This is a genomic window from Geodermatophilus sp. SYSU D00663, from assembly GCF_054050655.1.
In genome coordinates this window covers 54,912-70,845 of sequence record NZ_JBJGZT010000001.1, presented here as the reverse complement: position 1 = coordinate 70,845, position 15,934 = coordinate 54,912, and the positions used below count along the sequence as shown (strand labels likewise).

12 protein-coding genes and 1 pseudogene are annotated in these 15,934 nt (G+C 75.4%); 11 read left to right on the top strand and 2 right to left on the bottom strand.

Translation table 11 applies throughout. The features are described 5' to 3' along the window. Positions 1–182 precede the first annotated feature (182 nt). Positions 183–872, top strand: a pseudogene (locus tag ACI79Z_RS00290) (YihY/virulence factor BrkB family protein); the annotation flags it as partial. A 31-nt stretch (positions 873–903) separates the two neighbouring features. Here the strand turns inward: ACI79Z_RS00290 and ACI79Z_RS00285 are convergent. Further along, positions 904–2,235: a D-alanyl-D-alanine carboxypeptidase family protein gene (locus ACI79Z_RS00285; protein ID WP_456901359.1), complete on the bottom strand. Its 1,332-nt coding sequence runs from the start codon at positions 2,233–2,235 to the stop codon at positions 904–906. Positions 2,236–2,482: 247 nt separating this feature from the next. On the opposite strand from ACI79Z_RS00285, the gene ACI79Z_RS00280 reads away from it, so the two are divergent. The 10 genes from ACI79Z_RS00280 to ACI79Z_RS00235 all read left to right on the top strand — a co-directional run bounded on the left by ACI79Z_RS00280 (position 2,483) and on the right by ACI79Z_RS00235 (position 14,175). After that, positions 2,483–3,547 carry a BMP family lipoprotein gene (locus ACI79Z_RS00280; protein WP_387987578.1) on the top strand — a complete coding sequence of 355 codons (1,065 nt, stop codon included), beginning with the start codon at positions 2,483–2,485 and terminating at the stop codon, positions 3,545–3,547. Positions 3,548–3,781: 234 nt separating this feature from the next. Next, entirely contained in the window at positions 3,782–5,350 is a 1,569-nt protein-coding gene (locus ACI79Z_RS00275; RefSeq protein WP_387987576.1) for an ABC transporter ATP-binding protein, read from the top strand. Beyond that, entirely contained in the window at positions 5,347–6,558 is a 1,212-nt protein-coding gene (locus tag ACI79Z_RS00270) for an ABC transporter permease (RefSeq protein WP_387987574.1), read from the top strand. Before ACI79Z_RS00275 ends, ACI79Z_RS00270 begins: the two co-directional genes overlap by 4 nt. Beyond that, positions 6,555–7,832: an ABC transporter permease gene (locus ACI79Z_RS00265; RefSeq protein ID WP_456901358.1), complete on the top strand. Its 1,278-nt coding sequence runs from the start codon at positions 6,555–6,557 to the stop codon at positions 7,830–7,832. The genes ACI79Z_RS00270 and ACI79Z_RS00265 overlap by 4 nt, the downstream gene beginning before the upstream one ends. Next, positions 7,833–8,249: a cytidine deaminase gene (locus ACI79Z_RS00260; RefSeq protein WP_387987570.1), complete on the top strand. Its 417-nt coding sequence runs from the start codon at positions 7,833–7,835 to the stop codon at positions 8,247–8,249. Beyond that, a complete protein-coding gene (locus ACI79Z_RS00255) occupies positions 8,249–9,529 on the top strand; it encodes a thymidine phosphorylase (protein WP_456901357.1) in 1,281 nt (426 codons plus the stop codon). Before ACI79Z_RS00260 ends, ACI79Z_RS00255 begins: the two co-directional genes overlap by 1 nt. 156 nt (positions 9,530–9,685) lie before the next feature. Then, positions 9,686–10,594, top strand: a complete 909-nt coding sequence (locus tag ACI79Z_RS00250) for an ABC transporter ATP-binding protein (protein WP_387987566.1) — start codon at positions 9,686–9,688, stop codon at positions 10,592–10,594. Then, on the top strand, positions 10,591–11,418 hold the full coding sequence (locus ACI79Z_RS00245; RefSeq protein WP_387987564.1) for an ABC transporter permease: 828 nt from the start codon (positions 10,591–10,593) through the stop codon (positions 11,416–11,418). The genes ACI79Z_RS00250 and ACI79Z_RS00245 overlap by 4 nt, the downstream gene beginning before the upstream one ends. A 9-nt stretch (positions 11,419–11,427) precedes the next feature. Continuing rightward, the gene (locus tag ACI79Z_RS00240) at positions 11,428–12,504 is read left to right on the top strand and encodes an adenosine deaminase (RefSeq protein ID WP_387987562.1); all 1,077 of its coding nucleotides are present in this window, start codon (positions 11,428–11,430) and stop codon (positions 12,502–12,504) included. Between the two features lie 225 nt (positions 12,505–12,729). After that, a complete protein-coding gene (locus ACI79Z_RS00235; protein ID WP_456901356.1) occupies positions 12,730–14,175 on the top strand; it encodes a DEAD/DEAH box helicase in 1,446 nt (481 codons plus the stop codon). A 223-nt stretch (positions 14,176–14,398) separates the two neighbouring features. On the opposite strand, the gene ACI79Z_RS00230 is transcribed toward ACI79Z_RS00235, so the two are convergent. Continuing rightward, positions 14,399–15,922: a hypothetical protein gene (locus tag ACI79Z_RS00230; protein WP_387987558.1), complete on the bottom strand. Its 1,524-nt coding sequence runs from the start codon at positions 15,920–15,922 to the stop codon at positions 14,399–14,401. Positions 15,923–15,934 lie beyond the last annotated feature (12 nt).

The following is a 15,934-nucleotide window of genomic DNA, read 5'->3' as shown; positions in this document are numbered from 1 at the left end:
CGGTGGGTGGACCCCGGGACGGACGGCCGCGCGCCGCCGACGTCGTCCGCGCGCCCTGGTCCCGCATCGCCGGCCTCGGCTCCCGGATCACCGCCGTCGTCGACGCCCAGCGCCGCCGCCGGCCCTGGTTCGACCACCTGGCCCGCGCCGGCGGGCGCTACACCCGGACCCAGGGCGACCTCATGGCCGCCGGCGTCACCTACTTCGTGTTCCTCGGGCTGTTCCCGGTGCTGCTGCTGGTCGCGTCGGTCATCGCGCTGGTGCTCTCCGGGGACGCGCTGCTGCAGAAGGAGCTCTACGGCGCCATCCGCGACGCGTTCCCCGACGAGACCGGGGAGCAGATCGTCCGGGAGCTGCGCTCGGCCGTCAGCGCGGCCGGCCTCACCGGCCTGATCGGCGTCGCGGGCTTCCTCTACGCCGGGCTGCGTGCGATGGACAAGCTGCGGATCGGCATGGAGCGCATCTGGAAGGGGACGGTCGACGAGCCGGAGTTCTGGCGGGACAACCTCGCCGACCTCGTCGCGCTGGTCGCCCTCGGCGCGGCCGGGCTGGCCAGCATCGGCCTGACCGGGTTCGCCACCCAGGCCGCCGACGGCGTCCTGACGGTCTTCGGCGTCGAGGACGCGCCCGGCTGGGGCGCCGTCAGCAGCGTGCTCGGCATCGTGCTCGCCTTCACCGGCGACGTCCTGGTGTTCCTGTGGCTGCTGCGGGTGGTGCCCTCGACGTCGCACCCGCTGCGGCTGCTGCTGCCCGGTGCGCTCTTCGGCGCGGCCGGCTTCGAGCTGATGAAGCTGGCCGGCAGCCTCTACCTGTCCCTGATCTCCGGCAGCGTCACCTCGTCGGCGTTCGGCGGCGCGGTCGGCATCCTCGTCTGGATCAACCTCGTGGCCCGCTTCGCGTTCTTCACCGCGGCGTGGACGGCGACCCTCCCGGCCCTGGAGCGGACGGTCCCGACCGCCCCGGAGGTCCCCGCCGGTCCCGAGCGCCCCGCCGGGCCTGTGGACCCGCCGGTCCCCGCGGAGCCCGGCGCACCGCCCGCCGCCGGCCGATGAGCGTCGCGGCCACCACCGCGACCGCCGCCGCGCCGAGCGCCACCGCGCCCAGGGCCGGCGGGCCGTCGTCGGCCGGGGGAGCCGGGTCCGCCGGGCCGGCGGCGACCTCCGCCGGCCCGGCGGGGGAGGGGGCGGCGGTCGTCGTCGGCTCGGGAGGGACGACGTCGGCGGCGGAGTCGACCAGGGTGCCGACGCCGCCCAGCGACGGCGGCACCGTGAAGCCCCAGTCGAGCAGCAGCGCGGCCTGGTCGGAGGCCCGGCGCGGCACGTTCTCGGTGCCCATGACGCTGACCACCAGCCGCCGCCCGTCGCGCTCGGCGGCGGTGACGAAGGTGTGCCGGGCGGCGTCGGTGAAGCCGGTCTTGCCGCCCAGGGTCCCCGGGTAGCCGGCCAGCGGGTTCTCGTTCTGGATCTGGAAGCCGGGCGAGCGGCCCTCGACGCCGGGCATCTGCGCCGTCGGCGTCAGCAGGATCCCGGCGGTGAACGGGTCGGCGACCAGCGCCCGGAAGAACAGCGCGAGGTCGTAGGGCGAGGAGGACTGGCCGGCGACGTCGAGGCCCGACGGCGAGCCCGCGACCGTGTCGAAGGCGCCCATCTCCAGGGCGGTGGCGTTCATCGCGTCCACGGTGGCCGCCGTCCCGCCGAACGCCCGGGCCAGCGCGTTGGCCGCGTCGTTGCCCGACTGCATCACCAGCGCCTGGAACAGCAGCCCGACCGGGTAGTGGCCGCCGACGACGATCCCGACCTTGCTGCCCTCCATCGCCTCGTCCTCGACGGTGCCGGCGACCACCGCCGCCGGGTCCAGCCGGTGGGCCAGGGTGAGCAGCGTCAGCGTCTTGAGCGTGCTCGCCGGGTAGTAGCGGCCGTGCGGGTCGCGGGCGGCCAGGACGTCGCCGGTGCCGGCGTCGGCCACGAGCCACCCGGCCGCGACGACGTCGGCCGGCAGCGGTGGCGCGCCGTCGACGACGACCGTGCCGCGGGTGTCCAGGCCCTCCCCGCCCACGGTGACCCCACCGGGGCCCTCGCCCTGCGGCGGGCCGCCGGGCAGCGGCGCGGTCGGGGTCGGGGCGGCGGGGTCGGCGGTGGGCCGCGCGGGGTCCGGGGCGGCCACCGCCGGGCCGCCCCCGAGGAGGACGGCCAGCACGGCCAGGACGGCCGCGAGCGCACCCCGTCGTCGCCGCACGAGGGGACGCTAGCCCCGGCGGGGGCACCTGCGGGGACCGGGCGCAGTGGCGGGGGCCACGGATCCGGGCCGCTTCACAACGATCCCGTCTCGGTCCGCCGCAGGCATGGCGGCCTGCCCGGAGACCGCGGTTAGCGTGCCGGGGTCGTCCACGTCCGGGCGGCCGCCCGCGGGCGGCCGCGACCAGGACCCACGGGAGCGCCCTCCGCGTCCTGCGCGGGCAGCTCCCTCCAGAGAGGAGATCGTCTTGCGCCGAGCGCGGAAGATGAAGGCCGCAGCGCTGCTGCTGGCCGGCAGCATGGCCCTGGCGGCCTGTGCCAGCGACGAGCCCGCCGCCGGTGGCGGCGGCGAGGGTGGCGGCACCGCCACCGAGGAGCTGCGCGTCGGCCTCGCCTACGACACCGGCGGCCGCGGTGACCGGTCGTTCAACGACTCCGCCTACGCCGGTGCGTCGGCGGCCGTCGAGGCCCTCGGCGGCGAGCTGCAGGAGCTCAGCCCCAACGACGACGCCTCCAACCGCGCCGAGCTGCTCACCCAGCTGGCCGAGCAGGGCTTCAACCCGGTCATCGCCGTCGGCTTCAACTACGACGACGTCATCGCCGAGGTCGCGCCGCAGTTCCCCGACACCACGTTCGCGCAGGTCGACGGGTCCAACGAGGACGGCGCCAAGGGCGACAACGTCACCGGGCTGGTCTTCGCCGAGGAGCAGGGGTCGTTCCTGGCCGGCGTCGCCGCCGCGCTGAAGAGCGAGAGCGCCCACATCGGCTTCGTCGGCGGCGTGGAGAGCCCGCTGATCGAGAAGTTCGAGGCCGGCTACGTGGCCGGTGCCCAGGCGGTCAACCCGCAGATCGTCATCGACCGGCAGTACATCTCGCCGGCCGGTGACTTCAGCGGCTTCAACGACCCGGCCCGCGGCCAGATCGTCGCCCAGGGCATGTACGACGCCGGGGCCGACATCGTCTACCACGCGGCCGGTGGCTCGGGTGTCGGCGTCTTCCAGGCCGCCGCGAGCGCCGGCAAGCGCGCCATCGGCGTCGACTCCGACCAGTACCAGACGGTCGACGACCCGGCGCTGCAGGCCGTGATCATGACCTCGATGCTCAAGCGGGTCGACAACGCGGTGGAGGCGTTCATCAACGAGTTCTCCGAGGGCACCGTGGAGGGCGCTGCCGACGTCCGCTACGACCTGGAGGGCGAGGGCGTGGGCCTGTCCACGTCGGGCGGCTACATCGACGACATCCAGCAGGACATCGACGGGTACGCGCAGCAGATCATCGACGGCACCATCACGGTCCCGACGACGATCGAGTGACCCTCGTGCGGGTCTGCCCGCACGACTGATCCACCCTGCGACGCGGGCCCGGGCGGGAACGCCCGGGCCCGCGGTGCGCCGGGGCCGCCCCGGGCTCGGACGGAGCCCGGTGGGTAGGGCACCATACGCACGGCCCCAGGGCCCCGAAGCCCGGCGCAGCGGCTGATCCCGCGCGCCGGAGCCGTCCGAAGTGACCTCCCGCCCACCGGCGGGCCACAGCGAGGAGATGCCGGCATGGCACCAGCGGACTCGCCAGCAGACAGTCCGGCGGCGGGTGACGTCCCCCTCGCCGTCGAGCTGCGCGGGATCACCAAGCGCTTCCCCGGCGTGGTGGCGAACCGGGACATCGAGCTGCGGGTCCGTCGCGGCGAGGTGCACGCCATCGTGGGCGAGAACGGCGCCGGCAAGTCGACGCTGATGAAGACCCTCTACGGCGAGCACCGCCCCGACGAGGGGCAGGTCCTCGTCGACGGCCGCGAGGTGACCTTCCGCAGCCCGGCCGACGCCATCGCGGCGGGCATCGGCATGGTCCACCAGCACTTCATGCTGGCCGACAACTTCACCGTCCTGGAGAACGTCGTCCTCGGCAGCGAGCCCACCCGGCGCGGCCGGCTGGACCTCGCCGAGGCGCGCCGCCGGATCACCGACATCTCCGACCGCTACTCCCTCGGACTGCGGCCCGACGCGCTGGTCGAGGACCTCGGCGTCGGCGACCGGCAGCGGGTCGAGATCGCCAAGGTCCTCTACCGCAACGCGCGGACCCTGATCCTCGACGAGCCGACCGCCGTGCTCGTGCCGCAGGAGGTCGACGAGCTGTTCGCCAACCTCGCCGAGCTCAAGCGCGAGGGCCTGACGGTCATCTTCATCTCGCACAAGCTCGACGAGGTGCGCCGCGTCGCCGACTCGATCACGGTCATCCGGCGCGGCACCACGGTCGGCACGGCCGACCCGAGGACGACGACGGCCAGGCAGCTGGCCGAGCTGATGGTCGGCGCCGAGCTGCCCACCCCGGAGACCCGCGAGTCCACCGTCCGCGAGACCCCCGTGCTGCAGCTGACCGGCGTCACCGTCACCGACGTGGGGCACCGCCCCGTGGTGGACGACGTCACGCTCACCGTGCGGGAGGGCGAGGTCGTCGGCATCGCCGGGGTCGAGGGCAACGGCCAGGCCGAGCTCGTCGACGCGATCATGGGGCTGCGCCCGCTGGCTGCCGGGTCGGTCGTCCTCGGGACGGAGGACGTCACCGGCTGGAGCACCCGCGCCCGCCGGGAGGCCGGCGTCGGCTTCATCCCCGAGGACCGGCACCGCCAGGGCATGCTGCTGGACGCGCCGCTCTGGGAGAACCGCATCCTCGGCCACCAGACCCGCCCGCCGGCCGTGAAGGGGCCCTTCATCGACCGGCGCGGCGCCCGCGCCGACACCGCGCGGATCATGCGGGAGTACGACGTGCGCGCGCCCGGTCCGGACACGCTGGCCGTCGCCCTCTCCGGCGGCAACCAGCAGAAGCTGATCGTCGGGCGCGAGATGAGCGCCGCGCCGCGGCTGCTGATCGCCGCCCACCCGACCCGCGGCGTCGACGTCGGCGCCCAGTCGGTGATCTGGGAGCTGCTCAAGGACGCCCGCGCAGAGGGACTCGGGATCGTGCTCGTCTCCGCCGACCTCGACGAGCTCATCGGCCTGTCGGACACGCTGCACGTGATGCTCCGCGGCCGGCTGGTGGCCACCCTCGACCCGCGGCGGGTGACCCCCGAGGAGCTCGGCGGGCACATGACCGGCGCGCGGACGACGGCGGGTGCGGCGTGAACGGCGTCCTCCGCCGGGTGGGGCTCTCCCTGCTGGGCCCGGTGCTCGCGGTCCTGGTCGCCCTGGTCATCTCCGCGGTGGTCATCGCCCTCATCGGCCAGAACCCGTTCGAGGCGTTCGGGGTGATGGTCGACCTCGGCACCACCCCCTCGCAGCAGGTGCAGTCGATCGTCGTGATCCTCAACCGGGCGGTGCCGCTGTTCCTCGCCGGGCTGGCCGTCGCGGTCGCGTTCCGGATGGGCCTGTTCAACATCGGCGTCGAGGGTCAGTACCGGCTGGCCACCATCCTGGCCGCCGCGGTCGGCGCGGCCGTCGTGCTGCCGGGCCCGCTGCACGTGCTGCTCGTCGTGGTCGTCGCGATGGTGGTCGGGGCGCTGTGGGCCGGCATCGTCGGCGTGCTCAAGGTGACCCGCGGCGTCAGCGAGGTCATCAGCTCGATCATGCTCAACTTCATCGCGCTGGGCCTGGCGTCGTTCCTGCTGACCGGCCCGCTGCGGGGCAGCCCGCCGGGCGCCTCGATCATCACGACCGCGGAGATCCCCGAGTCCGGCCGCTTCCCGAGCCTCAACGGGCTGCTCACCGGGCTGGGCCTGGCCGCGCCGCGCAGCGGTCTCTACGGCTTCCTGCTGGTCGCGATCGTGGTGGGGGTCGTCGTCGCGGTGCTGATCAAGCGCACCCGCTTCGGGTTCGACCTGCGCGCCACCGGCCTGTCGCCCTCCGCGGCCACCGCCAGCGGCGTCGACGCCCGGCGCATGGTCGTGAAGACCATGCTCATCTCCGGCGCGATCGCCGGCCTGATCGGCCTGCCCGACCTGCTCGGCTCGCAGTACGACTACGGCACCGAGTTCACCGCCGGCCTCGGCTTCCTCGGCATCGCCGTCGCCCTGCTGGGCCGCAGCACCCCGGTGGGCATCGCGCTGGCCGCGCTGCTGTTCGCCTTCCTCGACCGGGCGGCACTGCCCCTGCAGTTCGCCGACATCCCGTCCTCGGTCGTCACGATCATCCAGGGCACGATCGTGCTCGCCGTCGTGATCGCCAACGAGATCGCCCGGCGGCTGGCGCTGCGCTCGGCCGAGCGGGCCGGCGCCTCGGCCGGTCCGGGACCGGACGGCGGCGGGGACGGAGCGGTGCCGCCGCCTCCCGCCCCGGACGGCGGGCAGCAGGTCCGCGCCGGTGCGCCCGGGGACCAGCAGGGAGCACGAGCATGAGCACGACGGCGACGACCCGTACCGGTCAGCCCGGCCGCGGCCCGCTGACCGACCTGCTGACCGGCGGCGGCCCGGCGCGGCGGGTGCTGTGGGTGCTCGTCGGGCTGTGGCTGCTGTTCTCGCTGGTCCGCGTCGTCTCGGGCGAGCAGGAGCTCACCTCGTCCTCGACGCTCCGGGCCGCGCTGCTGCTCGCCGTCCCCATCGGCCTGGCGGCGCTCGGCGGGCTGTGGTCCGAGCGCGCGGGCGTGGTGAACATCGGCCTCGAGGGGATGATGGTCCTCGGCACCTGGGGCGCGGGCTGGGCCGGCTACCAGTGGGGCTGGGCCGGCGCGGTCATCGGCGGCGTGGTCTTCGGCGCGGCCGGCGGTCTGCTGCACGCGGTCGCCACGGTGACGTTCGGCGTCGACCACGTGGTCTCCGGCGTCGCGATCAACATCCTCGCCGAGGGCGTCGTCCGCTTCCTGTCCGAGCTGCTGTTCAACGAGGAGACCGGCGGCGGCCCGACGCAGTCGCCGTCCCTGGCCAGCGACCCGCCGTCGTTCTCGCTGCCGGTGCTGTCCTCGGGACCGGACCTGCTCGGCGACCTGGAACGGCAGCACTGGTTCCTGGTCAGCGACCTGGCCGGCCTGCTGCGCGGGCTGACCAGCGGCGTGGGACTGCTGACCCTGCTCGCCGTGCTCCTGGTCCCGGTGTCCTACCTGCTGCTGTGGCGGACGGCCTTCGGCCTGCGGCTGCGCTCGTGCGGCGAGAACCCGGCCGCCGCGGACTCCCTGGGCGTGCCGGTCTACCGGCTGAAGTACCTCGCCGTGGTCGTCTCCGGCGCGCTGGCCGGCCTCGGCGGCGTCTTCCTCGTGTTCGTCGCGGGCATCTACCGCGAGGGTCAGACGGGTGGCCGAGGCTTCATCGGCCTGGCCGCCCTGATCTTCGGCAACTGGCGTCCCGGCGGGCTGGCGGCCGGGGCGGGCCTGTTCGGGTTCGCCGACGCGCTGCAACTGCGCAGCCAGACCGCGGTGGTGGCCCTGCTGCTGCTCATCGCCGTCCTCCTCGCCGTCCTGGCGGTCGTGCAGGCGCGGCGCGGGAGGTGGCTGGTCGCCGGGATCGCCGGGGTCTTCGCCGCCGCCTCGCTGGTCGGGTTCCTCACCATCGACCGGCTGCCGGAGGGGATCGTCTTCTTCACCCCGCACCTGACCACGCTGCTGGTGCTGTCGCTGGCGTCCCAACGGCTGCGGATGCCCAAGGCCGACGGGCTGGTCTACCGAAGAGGAGAGCACTAGATGGCGGACGTCGACTGGGACGCGCTGCGCGGCGCGGCCCGGGAGGCCATGACGCACGCCTACGCGCCGTACTCGCGGTTCCCCGTGGGCGTGGCCGGGCTGGTCGACGACGGCCGGGTGGTCACCGGCTGCAACGTCGAGAACGCCAGCTACGGCCTGGGCCTGTGCGCCGAGTGCGGGATGGTCAGCGACCTCGCCCGCACCGGCGGCGGCCGGCTGGTCGCGGTGGCCTGCGTCGGCGGGGACGGGCAGCCGCTCATGCCGTGCGGCCGGTGCCGGCAGCTGCTGTGGGAGCACGGCGGCGCCGACATGCTCATCGAGACGGTGTCGCTGGGCATCGTGCCGATGCGCGAGGTGCTGCCCGACGCCTTCGGCCCCGACGACCTGGTCGCCGCGGCGGAGCGGGGGCAGGGCTGATGGCCGCGTTCGACGCCATCGACGTGCTGCGCGCCAAGCGCGACGGCGACCGGCTCACCGACGAGCAGATCCGCTGGGTGATCGGCGCCTACACCGACGGCACGATCCCCGACGAGCAGATGAGCGCGCTGCTCATGGCGGTGTTCTTCCGGGGCATGTCCGCCGGCGAGCTCTCGGTGTGGACGCAGGCGATGATCGACTCCGGCGAGCGCAAGGACCTGTCCCCGCTGGGCCGGCCGACCGCCGACAAGCACTCCACCGGCGGCGTCGGCGACAAGACCACCCTGCCGCTCGCGCCGCTGGTCGCCGCCTGCGGCGTCGCGGTGCCGCAGCTGTCGGGCCGGGGCCTGGGCCACACCGGCGGCACGCTGGACAAGCTCGAGTCGATCCCCGGCTGGCGGGCCGACGTGCACGAGGAGGCCTACCTGCGGCAGCTCGCCGAGGTGGGCGCGGTGATCTGCGCCGCCGGGCACGACCTCGCGCCGGCGGACAAGAAGCTCTACGCGCTGCGCGACGTGACCGCGACGGTCGAGTCGATCCCGCTGATCGCCAGCTCGATCATGAGCAAGAAGATCGCCGAGGGCGCGGACGCGCTGGTGCTCGACGTCAAGACCGGCTCGGGGGCGTTCATGAAGGACCCCGAGTCCTCCCGCGAGCTGGCCCGCACCATGGTCGGCCTCGGCGAGGCGGCCGGGGTGAGCACCGTGGCGCTGGTGACCGCGATGGACCGGCCGCTGGGCCGCGCCGCCGGCAACGCCGTCGAGGTCGCCGAGTCGGTGGAGGTCCTCGCCGGCGGCGGCCCCGCCGACGTCGTCGAGCTGACCCTGGCCCTGGCGCGGGAGATGCTCACCGGCGCCGGGCGCCCCGACGTCGACCCCGCCGACGCGCTGCGCGACGGCCGGGCGATGGACGTGTGGCGGCGGATGGTCGCCGCGCAGGGCGGCGACCCCGACGCGCCGCTGCCGCAGCCGGCGGAGAAGCACGTGGTGACCGCCCCGGCCACCGGCACGCTCACCCGCCTGGACGCCTACGCCCTGGGCGTCGCCGCCTGGCGGCTGGGCGCCGGCCGCGCACGCAAGGAGGACCCGGTCTCCGCAGCCGCCGGCGTCACCTGGACGGCGACGGTGGGGGAGCGGGTGACCGAGGGCCAGCCGCTGCTCGAGCTGCACACCGACGACGCCGCGCGCATCCCGCGGGCGCTGGAGGCGCTGGAGGGTGCGCTCGGCGTCGACACCGGCGACGAGCCGCTGCCCCTGCTGATCGACCGCATCTCCGCCTGAGGGGCCCTCCTGCCCCCACCCCGGAAGGACCCCGACCTCCTCACCCCTCGCAGGCTCGGGGTGAGCCTCGGGAGGGGGCCGGCGGCGGGCCCCCGCAGGAGGGCCGGACCAGGGCGGTCGGCGCGGGGCCGCGATCGGAGAGGACACTGGGTCCTCGTGACCAGCACGTCCGCGGTACCGACCTCCACCGCCGCCCCGCGCGCCGGGGAGCCCCTCGATCCGGACGCGGCGATCTCCGTCCGCGGGCTGGTGAAGCGCTACGGCACCGCGACCGCCGTCGACGGCCTGGACCTCGACATCCGGCGCGGCGAGATCTTCGCGCTGCTCGGCCCCAACGGCGCCGGCAAGACGACGACGGTCGAGATCTGCGAGGGCTTCCGCGACCGCGACGGCGGCGAGGTGCGGGTGCTCGGCACCGACCCGGCCTCGGGCGGGCGCCGGTGGAAGGCGCAGCTGGGCATCGTGCTGCAGTCCGGCGCCGGGGACAGCCAGCTGACCTGCCGCGAGCTGCTGCGCGCGCAGGCGTCCTACTACCCCGACCCGCGCGACCCCGACGAGGTGCTCGAGCTGGTCGGGCTGACCGGGAAGGCCCGCGCCCGCGGCCGCTCGCTGTCGGGCGGCCAGCGCCGCCGGCTCGACGTCGCGCTCGGCATCGTCGGCCGCCCCTCGCTGCTGTTCCTCGACGAGCCGACCACCGGCTTCGACCCCGAGGCGCGGCGGCAGTTCTGGTCGCTGATCCGCTCGCTGCGCGACCTCGGCACCACGATGCTGCTCACCACCCACTACCTGGACGAGGCCGAGGCGCTGGCCGACCGGGTCGGCGTCATCGCGCACGGGCGGCTGGCCGAGGTCGCCGTCCCCTCGGAGCTGGGCGGCCGCGGGCGTGCGCCGGCGGTGGTCAGCTGGACCGAGGACGGCGTCCGGCACAGCGAGGCCACCGCGACCCCGACGGCGTTCGTCTCCGCGCTGTCCGCCCGCTTCCCCGGCGAGGTGCCCGACCTGGCGGTGGCCCGCCCGACCCTCGAGGACGTGTACCTGCAGATGATCGGGGAGGCCCGCGCGTGAGCGCCGGAACCGTCACCCGGGGGCGGACGGCGCTGCCGTCGCTGCCCGCCGTCTACCGCTCCCGCGCCGGGGTGGAGCTCAAGGAGTTCTTCCGGCAGCGCGAGTCGGTGGTGTTCACCCTCGTCTTCCCCGTGCTGCTGCTCGTGGTGTTCGGCGCGGTGCTCGACTACGACCTCGGCAGCGGGGTCAGCTTCGTCCAGTACTTCCTGGCCGGTGTGATCGCCGCCGGCATCCTCGGGGCCAGCCTGCAGAACATGGCGATCTCGATCGCCACCGAACGCGCCGACGGCACGCTCAAGGGCCTCTACGGCACCCCGATGCCGCGCAGCGCCTACTTCGTCGGCAAGGTCGTGCAGGTCCTCGCCGTCACGGTGCTGATCATCGTGGTCCTGCTGGCGGTCGGGGCGGTCTTCTACGACGTCGACCTGCCCTCGGGCCGCGACTGGCTGACCTTCGCCTGGGTGACCGCGCTCGGCGCCGCGGCGTGCACGCTGCTCGGCATCGCCGTGTCCAGCCTCGCGCGCAACGGCCGGTCGGCGTCGGCCACGGTCACGCCGATCGCCCTGGTGCTGCAGTTCATCTCCGGCGTCTTCTTCCAGTTCAGCCAGGTGCCGGGCTGGATGCAGACGGTCGCGTCGCTGTTCCCGCTCAAGTGGATGGCGCAGGGCCTGCGCTCGGTCTTCCTCCCCGACGCGCTCGCCGCGCAGGAGCCGGCCGGGTCCTGGGAGCTCGGGCGGGTGGCGCTGGTGCTGGCCGTGTGGTGCGCCGCCGGTCTGGTGCTCTGCGTCCTGACCTTCCGCTGGCAGGAGCGCGGCACGAGATAGCGTCGGGTGGTGCCCGCACCACTCGACGCCGACTCGGTCCGCCGCGCGCCCAAGGTCCTCCTGCACGACCACCTCGACGGCGGGCTGCGTCCGCAGACGGTGCTCGAGCTCGCCGACGAGGCGGGCTACCGCGCCCTCCCCGCCCACGACGCGGAGGCGCTGGGGACCTGGTTCCGCGAGGCCGCCGACTCCGGCTCGCTGGTGCGGTACCTGGAGACGTTCGCGCACACCGTCGGGGTGATGCAGCGGCCCGAGGCGGTGCGGCGGGTGGCCCGCGAGTGCGCCCTCGACCTCGCCGCCGACGGCGTCGTGTACGCCGAGGTCCGCATGGCGCCGGAGCTGGTGACGGCGGGCGGCACCCCGATCGAGGAGGCCGTGGAGGCGATCCTCGACGGGTTCGCCGCGGGCAGCACCGAGGCGGCCGCGGCGGGGACGCCGATCACGGTCGGCACGCTGCTGTGCGCGATGCGGCAGGAGGACCGCTGGGAGGAGGTCGCCGGCCTCGTCGTCCGGTACCGGGACGCCGGCGTCGTCGGCTTCGACCTGGCCGGGCCGGAGATCGGCTTCCCGCCGGACCGGATCCCCGGGGCGATCGCGCTGCTCGACCGCGCCGGCGCGCACCGCACCGTCCACGCCGGCGAGGCGGCCGGCGTCGACAGCATCCGGGCCGCGCTGGACGGCGCCCGCGCCGAGCGGCTCGGCCACGGCGTGCGGATCGCCGACGAGGTGCCGATGGAGGGCCCGCTCGGCCCGCTGGCGCGGCGGGTCCTCGACGAGCAGGTGCCGCTGGAGGTCGCGCCGTCGTCGAACGTGCAGACCGGCGCCTACCCCTCGATCGCGCGGCACCCGGTGGGCCGGCTGCACCGGCTGGGCTTCGCCGTCACGGTGAACACCGACAACCGGCTCATGAGCGGCGTCTCGGTGACCAGCGAGCTGACCGACGTCGCCGCCGCCCACGGCTGGGGCTGGGACGACCTCCAGACGGTCACCGAGCGGGCGCTGGCCGCGGCGTTCACCGACGACGCCGAGCGGGCCCGGCTGCTCGACGACGTCGTCCGCCCGGGGTACGCCGCCCTCCGCGGGTGATCACGGCCACCGCCCGCTGCGGAAGGGCGGACCGGCCGCCGCTGTTACCGTGGGTGTGCCGGCACTCGCCGGACATCCTCCCGGACGGTCCGTCCGGGCATGAGCGCATCCGTGCAGATCCGCCGCGTCCCACGACGCCCGCGATCGCCAGTGAGGACGCCGACTGACGGCGCCCGCGCACCACCACGGGACGCGCCCGAGCTGTATCGGAGTCCCCACCCCCGCATGACCACGTCCGACACCGTCGACGTCCAGAGCACCCTCGACACCCCCGCCCCGGCGGGCCCCACGTTCGCCCAGCTGGGCCTGCCCCAGCAGCTGGTGACCGCCCTCGAGCGGCGCGGCATCCGCGCGCCCTTCGCCATCCAGGCCTCCGTCCTGCCCGACGCCCTCACCGGGCGCGACGTGCTGGGCAAGGCGGCGACCGGGTCCGGCAAGACCCTGGCCTTCGGCCTGCCGATGCTCGCCCGCATGGGCCTCACCGCCCGCCGCGGCCCCCGCGCCCCGCGCGCGCTGGTGCTCGTGCCCACGCGCGAGCTCGCCCAGCAGGTCTCCGACAACCTGGCCCCGCTCGGCCAGGCCGTCGGTGCCCAGTTCGCCACCGTCTACGGCGGCGCCTCGATGGGGCGCCAGATCTCCCAGCTGCGCCGCGGCGTCGACGTCGTCGTCGCCACCCCCGGCCGGCTGCAGGACCTGATCGGCCAGCGCGAGGTCACCCTCGCCGACGTCGAGGTCAGCGTCGTCGACGAGGCCGACTTCATGTCCGACCTCGGCTTCCTGCCCGTCGTGCAGGAGCTGCTCGACCAGACCCGTCCCGACGCCCAGCGGCTGCTGTTCTCGGCCACGCTGGACGGCGAGGTGGACACGCTGGTCCGCCGCTACCTGACCGACCCCGCGCGGCACGAGGTCAAGCGCGCCGGCGACGACGCCCCGCCGGCCGAGCACCTGGCCTACAGCGTCGCCTTCCGCGACAAGGTGCCGGTGACCCAGGAGCTGGCCGCGCGGCCGGGCCGCACGATCGTGTTCGCCCGCACCCAGCTCGGCGTCGACCGGCTCACCGAGAACCTGCAGGCCGTCGGCATCAAGGCCGAGGCGATCCACGGCGGGCTGCCGCAGTCGGCCCGCCGGCGGGCGCTCGAGGCGTTCACCGACGCCCGCAGCCCCGTGCTGGTGGCCACCGACGTCGCCGCCCGCGGCATCCACATCGACGACGTCTCGCTGGTCCTGCACTACGACCCGCCGGCCGACCACAAGACCTACCTGCACCGCTCGGGCCGCACCGCCCGCGCCGGCGCCGGCGGCGTCGTGGTCTCGCTGCTGCTGCCCGACCAGGTCGGTCAGGCCAAGCGGCGGTTCCGGCAGGCGAAGGTGGACCCGCAGGTCGACCGCATCCGGCCGGGCGACGCCCCGATCGCCGAGCTCGTCGCCAGCGGCGTGCCGGTGGAGCCGGTCGAGCGGCCGGCCCGCGAGTCGCGCCGCCCGCACGGCGGCCCCGGCGGCCGGCGTCCGCGCCGCGACGGCGACCGGCCCCGCCGCTCCTACGGCGAGGGCGACCGCGGCCGCCGTGACGACCGGCCGCGCCGGCCCTCCGGCGACCGCGACCGCTACCGCGGCCCCGGCGAGGGCCACCGCGGCGGGCGGTCCGACCGCCCCGCGCCCGCGCGCGACTGACGGAGGACCCCGCGTCCCCCCACCGCTGGCACGCCCGCGGCGGGTCCCTGACGCGGGGCGTTCCAGCACCTCACCACGGCCGGTCCCGGGACTCCCGGGGCCGGCCGCTGTGCTGTTCCGTGGTCGCTCGTGCTCTGCCCCCACCCGTGGGCAGAGCACGAGCTCACGGCAGGGAGGTCCCGGCGCCCGGCCGTGCCCGGGTGCGGAGCCCGGGGCACGTCCGTCAGTGGCGGAAGACCAGCGCCCCGCCGACCTGGGCGACGACCTCGTCCCAGGCCTCCCGCAGCAGAGCGGCGTCCTCGGCGCGCAGGGTGGCGCCGGGCTCCCGCTCGCCGCGCGCCACCGCCCGGCCCAGCGGCGCGGTGGGGGCGAGCAGCTCGTCGACCCGGGTGAGGCCCGCGTACTCGGCGACGTCGCGCACGCCCTCGACCGGCTGGGCGAACACCCGGTGGTCGACCAGGCCCGCCGCGCCCCCGGCCACCTCGGCGAGCACCTCGGACAGCTCGGTGAGGTCATAGCGGTCCTGCTCGGCCGGCAGCGGCATGACGTCGGTGTCGGCCACCTCGGGCCAGGACGCGATCTCGGTGAGGTCGTGCTGCTCGTCGCCGGCGCAGAACCGGGCGAGGTCGGCCGGGGTGTCGAACAGGTAGACCTCGCCGTCGCGGCCGAGGAACCGGGCGACGTCCTCCACGTAGCAGCGCAGCGTCACGCCGGCGCCCTCGGGGACGACGAGCTCGACCGGGAGGATGCCGACGGCCTCCCAGAACTCCGCCGCCGCGGCGACCGCGGCGGGGGTGGCGGTGATCCGGCTGCCGCCGCGGATGGTGCTCACCCCGGCGGTGGCCGCCTCCGCCGGTGCGGCGGCCACCGCGCCCGCGGCCGGGCGGTCGCCCGAGCCGTCCGGGCCCCGCGCGACGGTGGCCCCCGCGCCGCGGCCGGCGCGCGCGGCCTCGGACGGGTCCTCGTCGGTCAGGTCCTCGTCGGTCAGCTCCTCGTCGGTCAGGTCCTCGTCGTCGGTCAGGTCCTCGTCGGCGGCCGAGGGGTAGGCCTCCAGGGTGGTGGTGCCGGCGCCGGTCCAGTCGAGGTGCGCCGAGAGCTCCTCGAGGACGTCCTCCCACAGCTCGTCGAGCGCGCCGCCGACGCCGATCCAGGCGTCCTCGCCCGAGCGGCCGACGAACGCGTCGACCCCGAGGCCGAGCGACCCGATCTCCGGCCGGGCCACCAGCTCGGCGAGGGAGGGGAACTCGGTCTCCTCGTCGGTGTCCTCGTCGGTGTCCTCGTCGGTGTCCTCGTCGTCGTCCGCGCCGGCCCGCGAGGAGGCCGCGCCGTCCTCGTCGTCGTCCCCGGCGGTGTCCAGGCACTCGGCCAGCCGGCTGACGATGTCGATGGTGGCCGCGAGCTCCTCGACCGCCCACCGGTCCGGGTTCTCGGCGGCGATGTCGTAGACGCCGTCGAGGTCGTAGCGGTGGTCGTCGTCGGGCGTCAGGTCCGCCGCGCCCAGCCCGACCACGACCGGCCAGACCGGGTGGTCGGCGAGGTCGTGGTCGGTGGCGGTGCGGCAGAACGCGGCGAGTGCGGCCGGGGTGGGGAAGAGGTGGACCGTGGCGGTCTCCCCCTCGGAGGTGCCGAGGAAGGCCTGCCACTCCTCGCCGTCCTCCTCCCACGGCGGCGCCCACAGGGTGTAGCCCGTGCGGTCGTCGACGGTGAGGGCGATGGGGACGATGCTGGGCCTGGCCACGGAGCCCATCCTGCCCGGTGC

What these genes read in the sequence shown, in the direction of transcription:
- ACI79Z_RS00260 (WP_387987570.1), top strand. Translation starts at nt 7,833, where the DNA reads ATGGCGGACGTCGACTGGGACGCGCTGCGCGGCGCGGCCCGGGAGGCC.
- ACI79Z_RS00275 (WP_387987576.1), top strand. Translation starts at nt 3,782, where the DNA reads ATGGCACCAGCGGACTCGCCAGCAGACAGTCCGGCGGCGGGTGACGTC.
- ACI79Z_RS00265 (WP_456901358.1), top strand. Translation starts at nt 6,555, where the DNA reads ATGAGCACGACGGCGACGACCCGTACCGGTCAGCCCGGCCGCGGCCCG.
- ACI79Z_RS00230 (WP_387987558.1), bottom strand. Translation starts at nt 15,922, where the DNA reads ATGGGCTCCGTGGCCAGGCCCAGCATCGTCCCCATCGCCCTCACCGTC.
- ACI79Z_RS00255 (WP_456901357.1), top strand. Translation starts at nt 8,249, where the DNA reads ATGGCCGCGTTCGACGCCATCGACGTGCTGCGCGCCAAGCGCGACGGC.
- ACI79Z_RS00235 (WP_456901356.1), top strand. Translation starts at nt 12,730, where the DNA reads ATGACCACGTCCGACACCGTCGACGTCCAGAGCACCCTCGACACCCCC.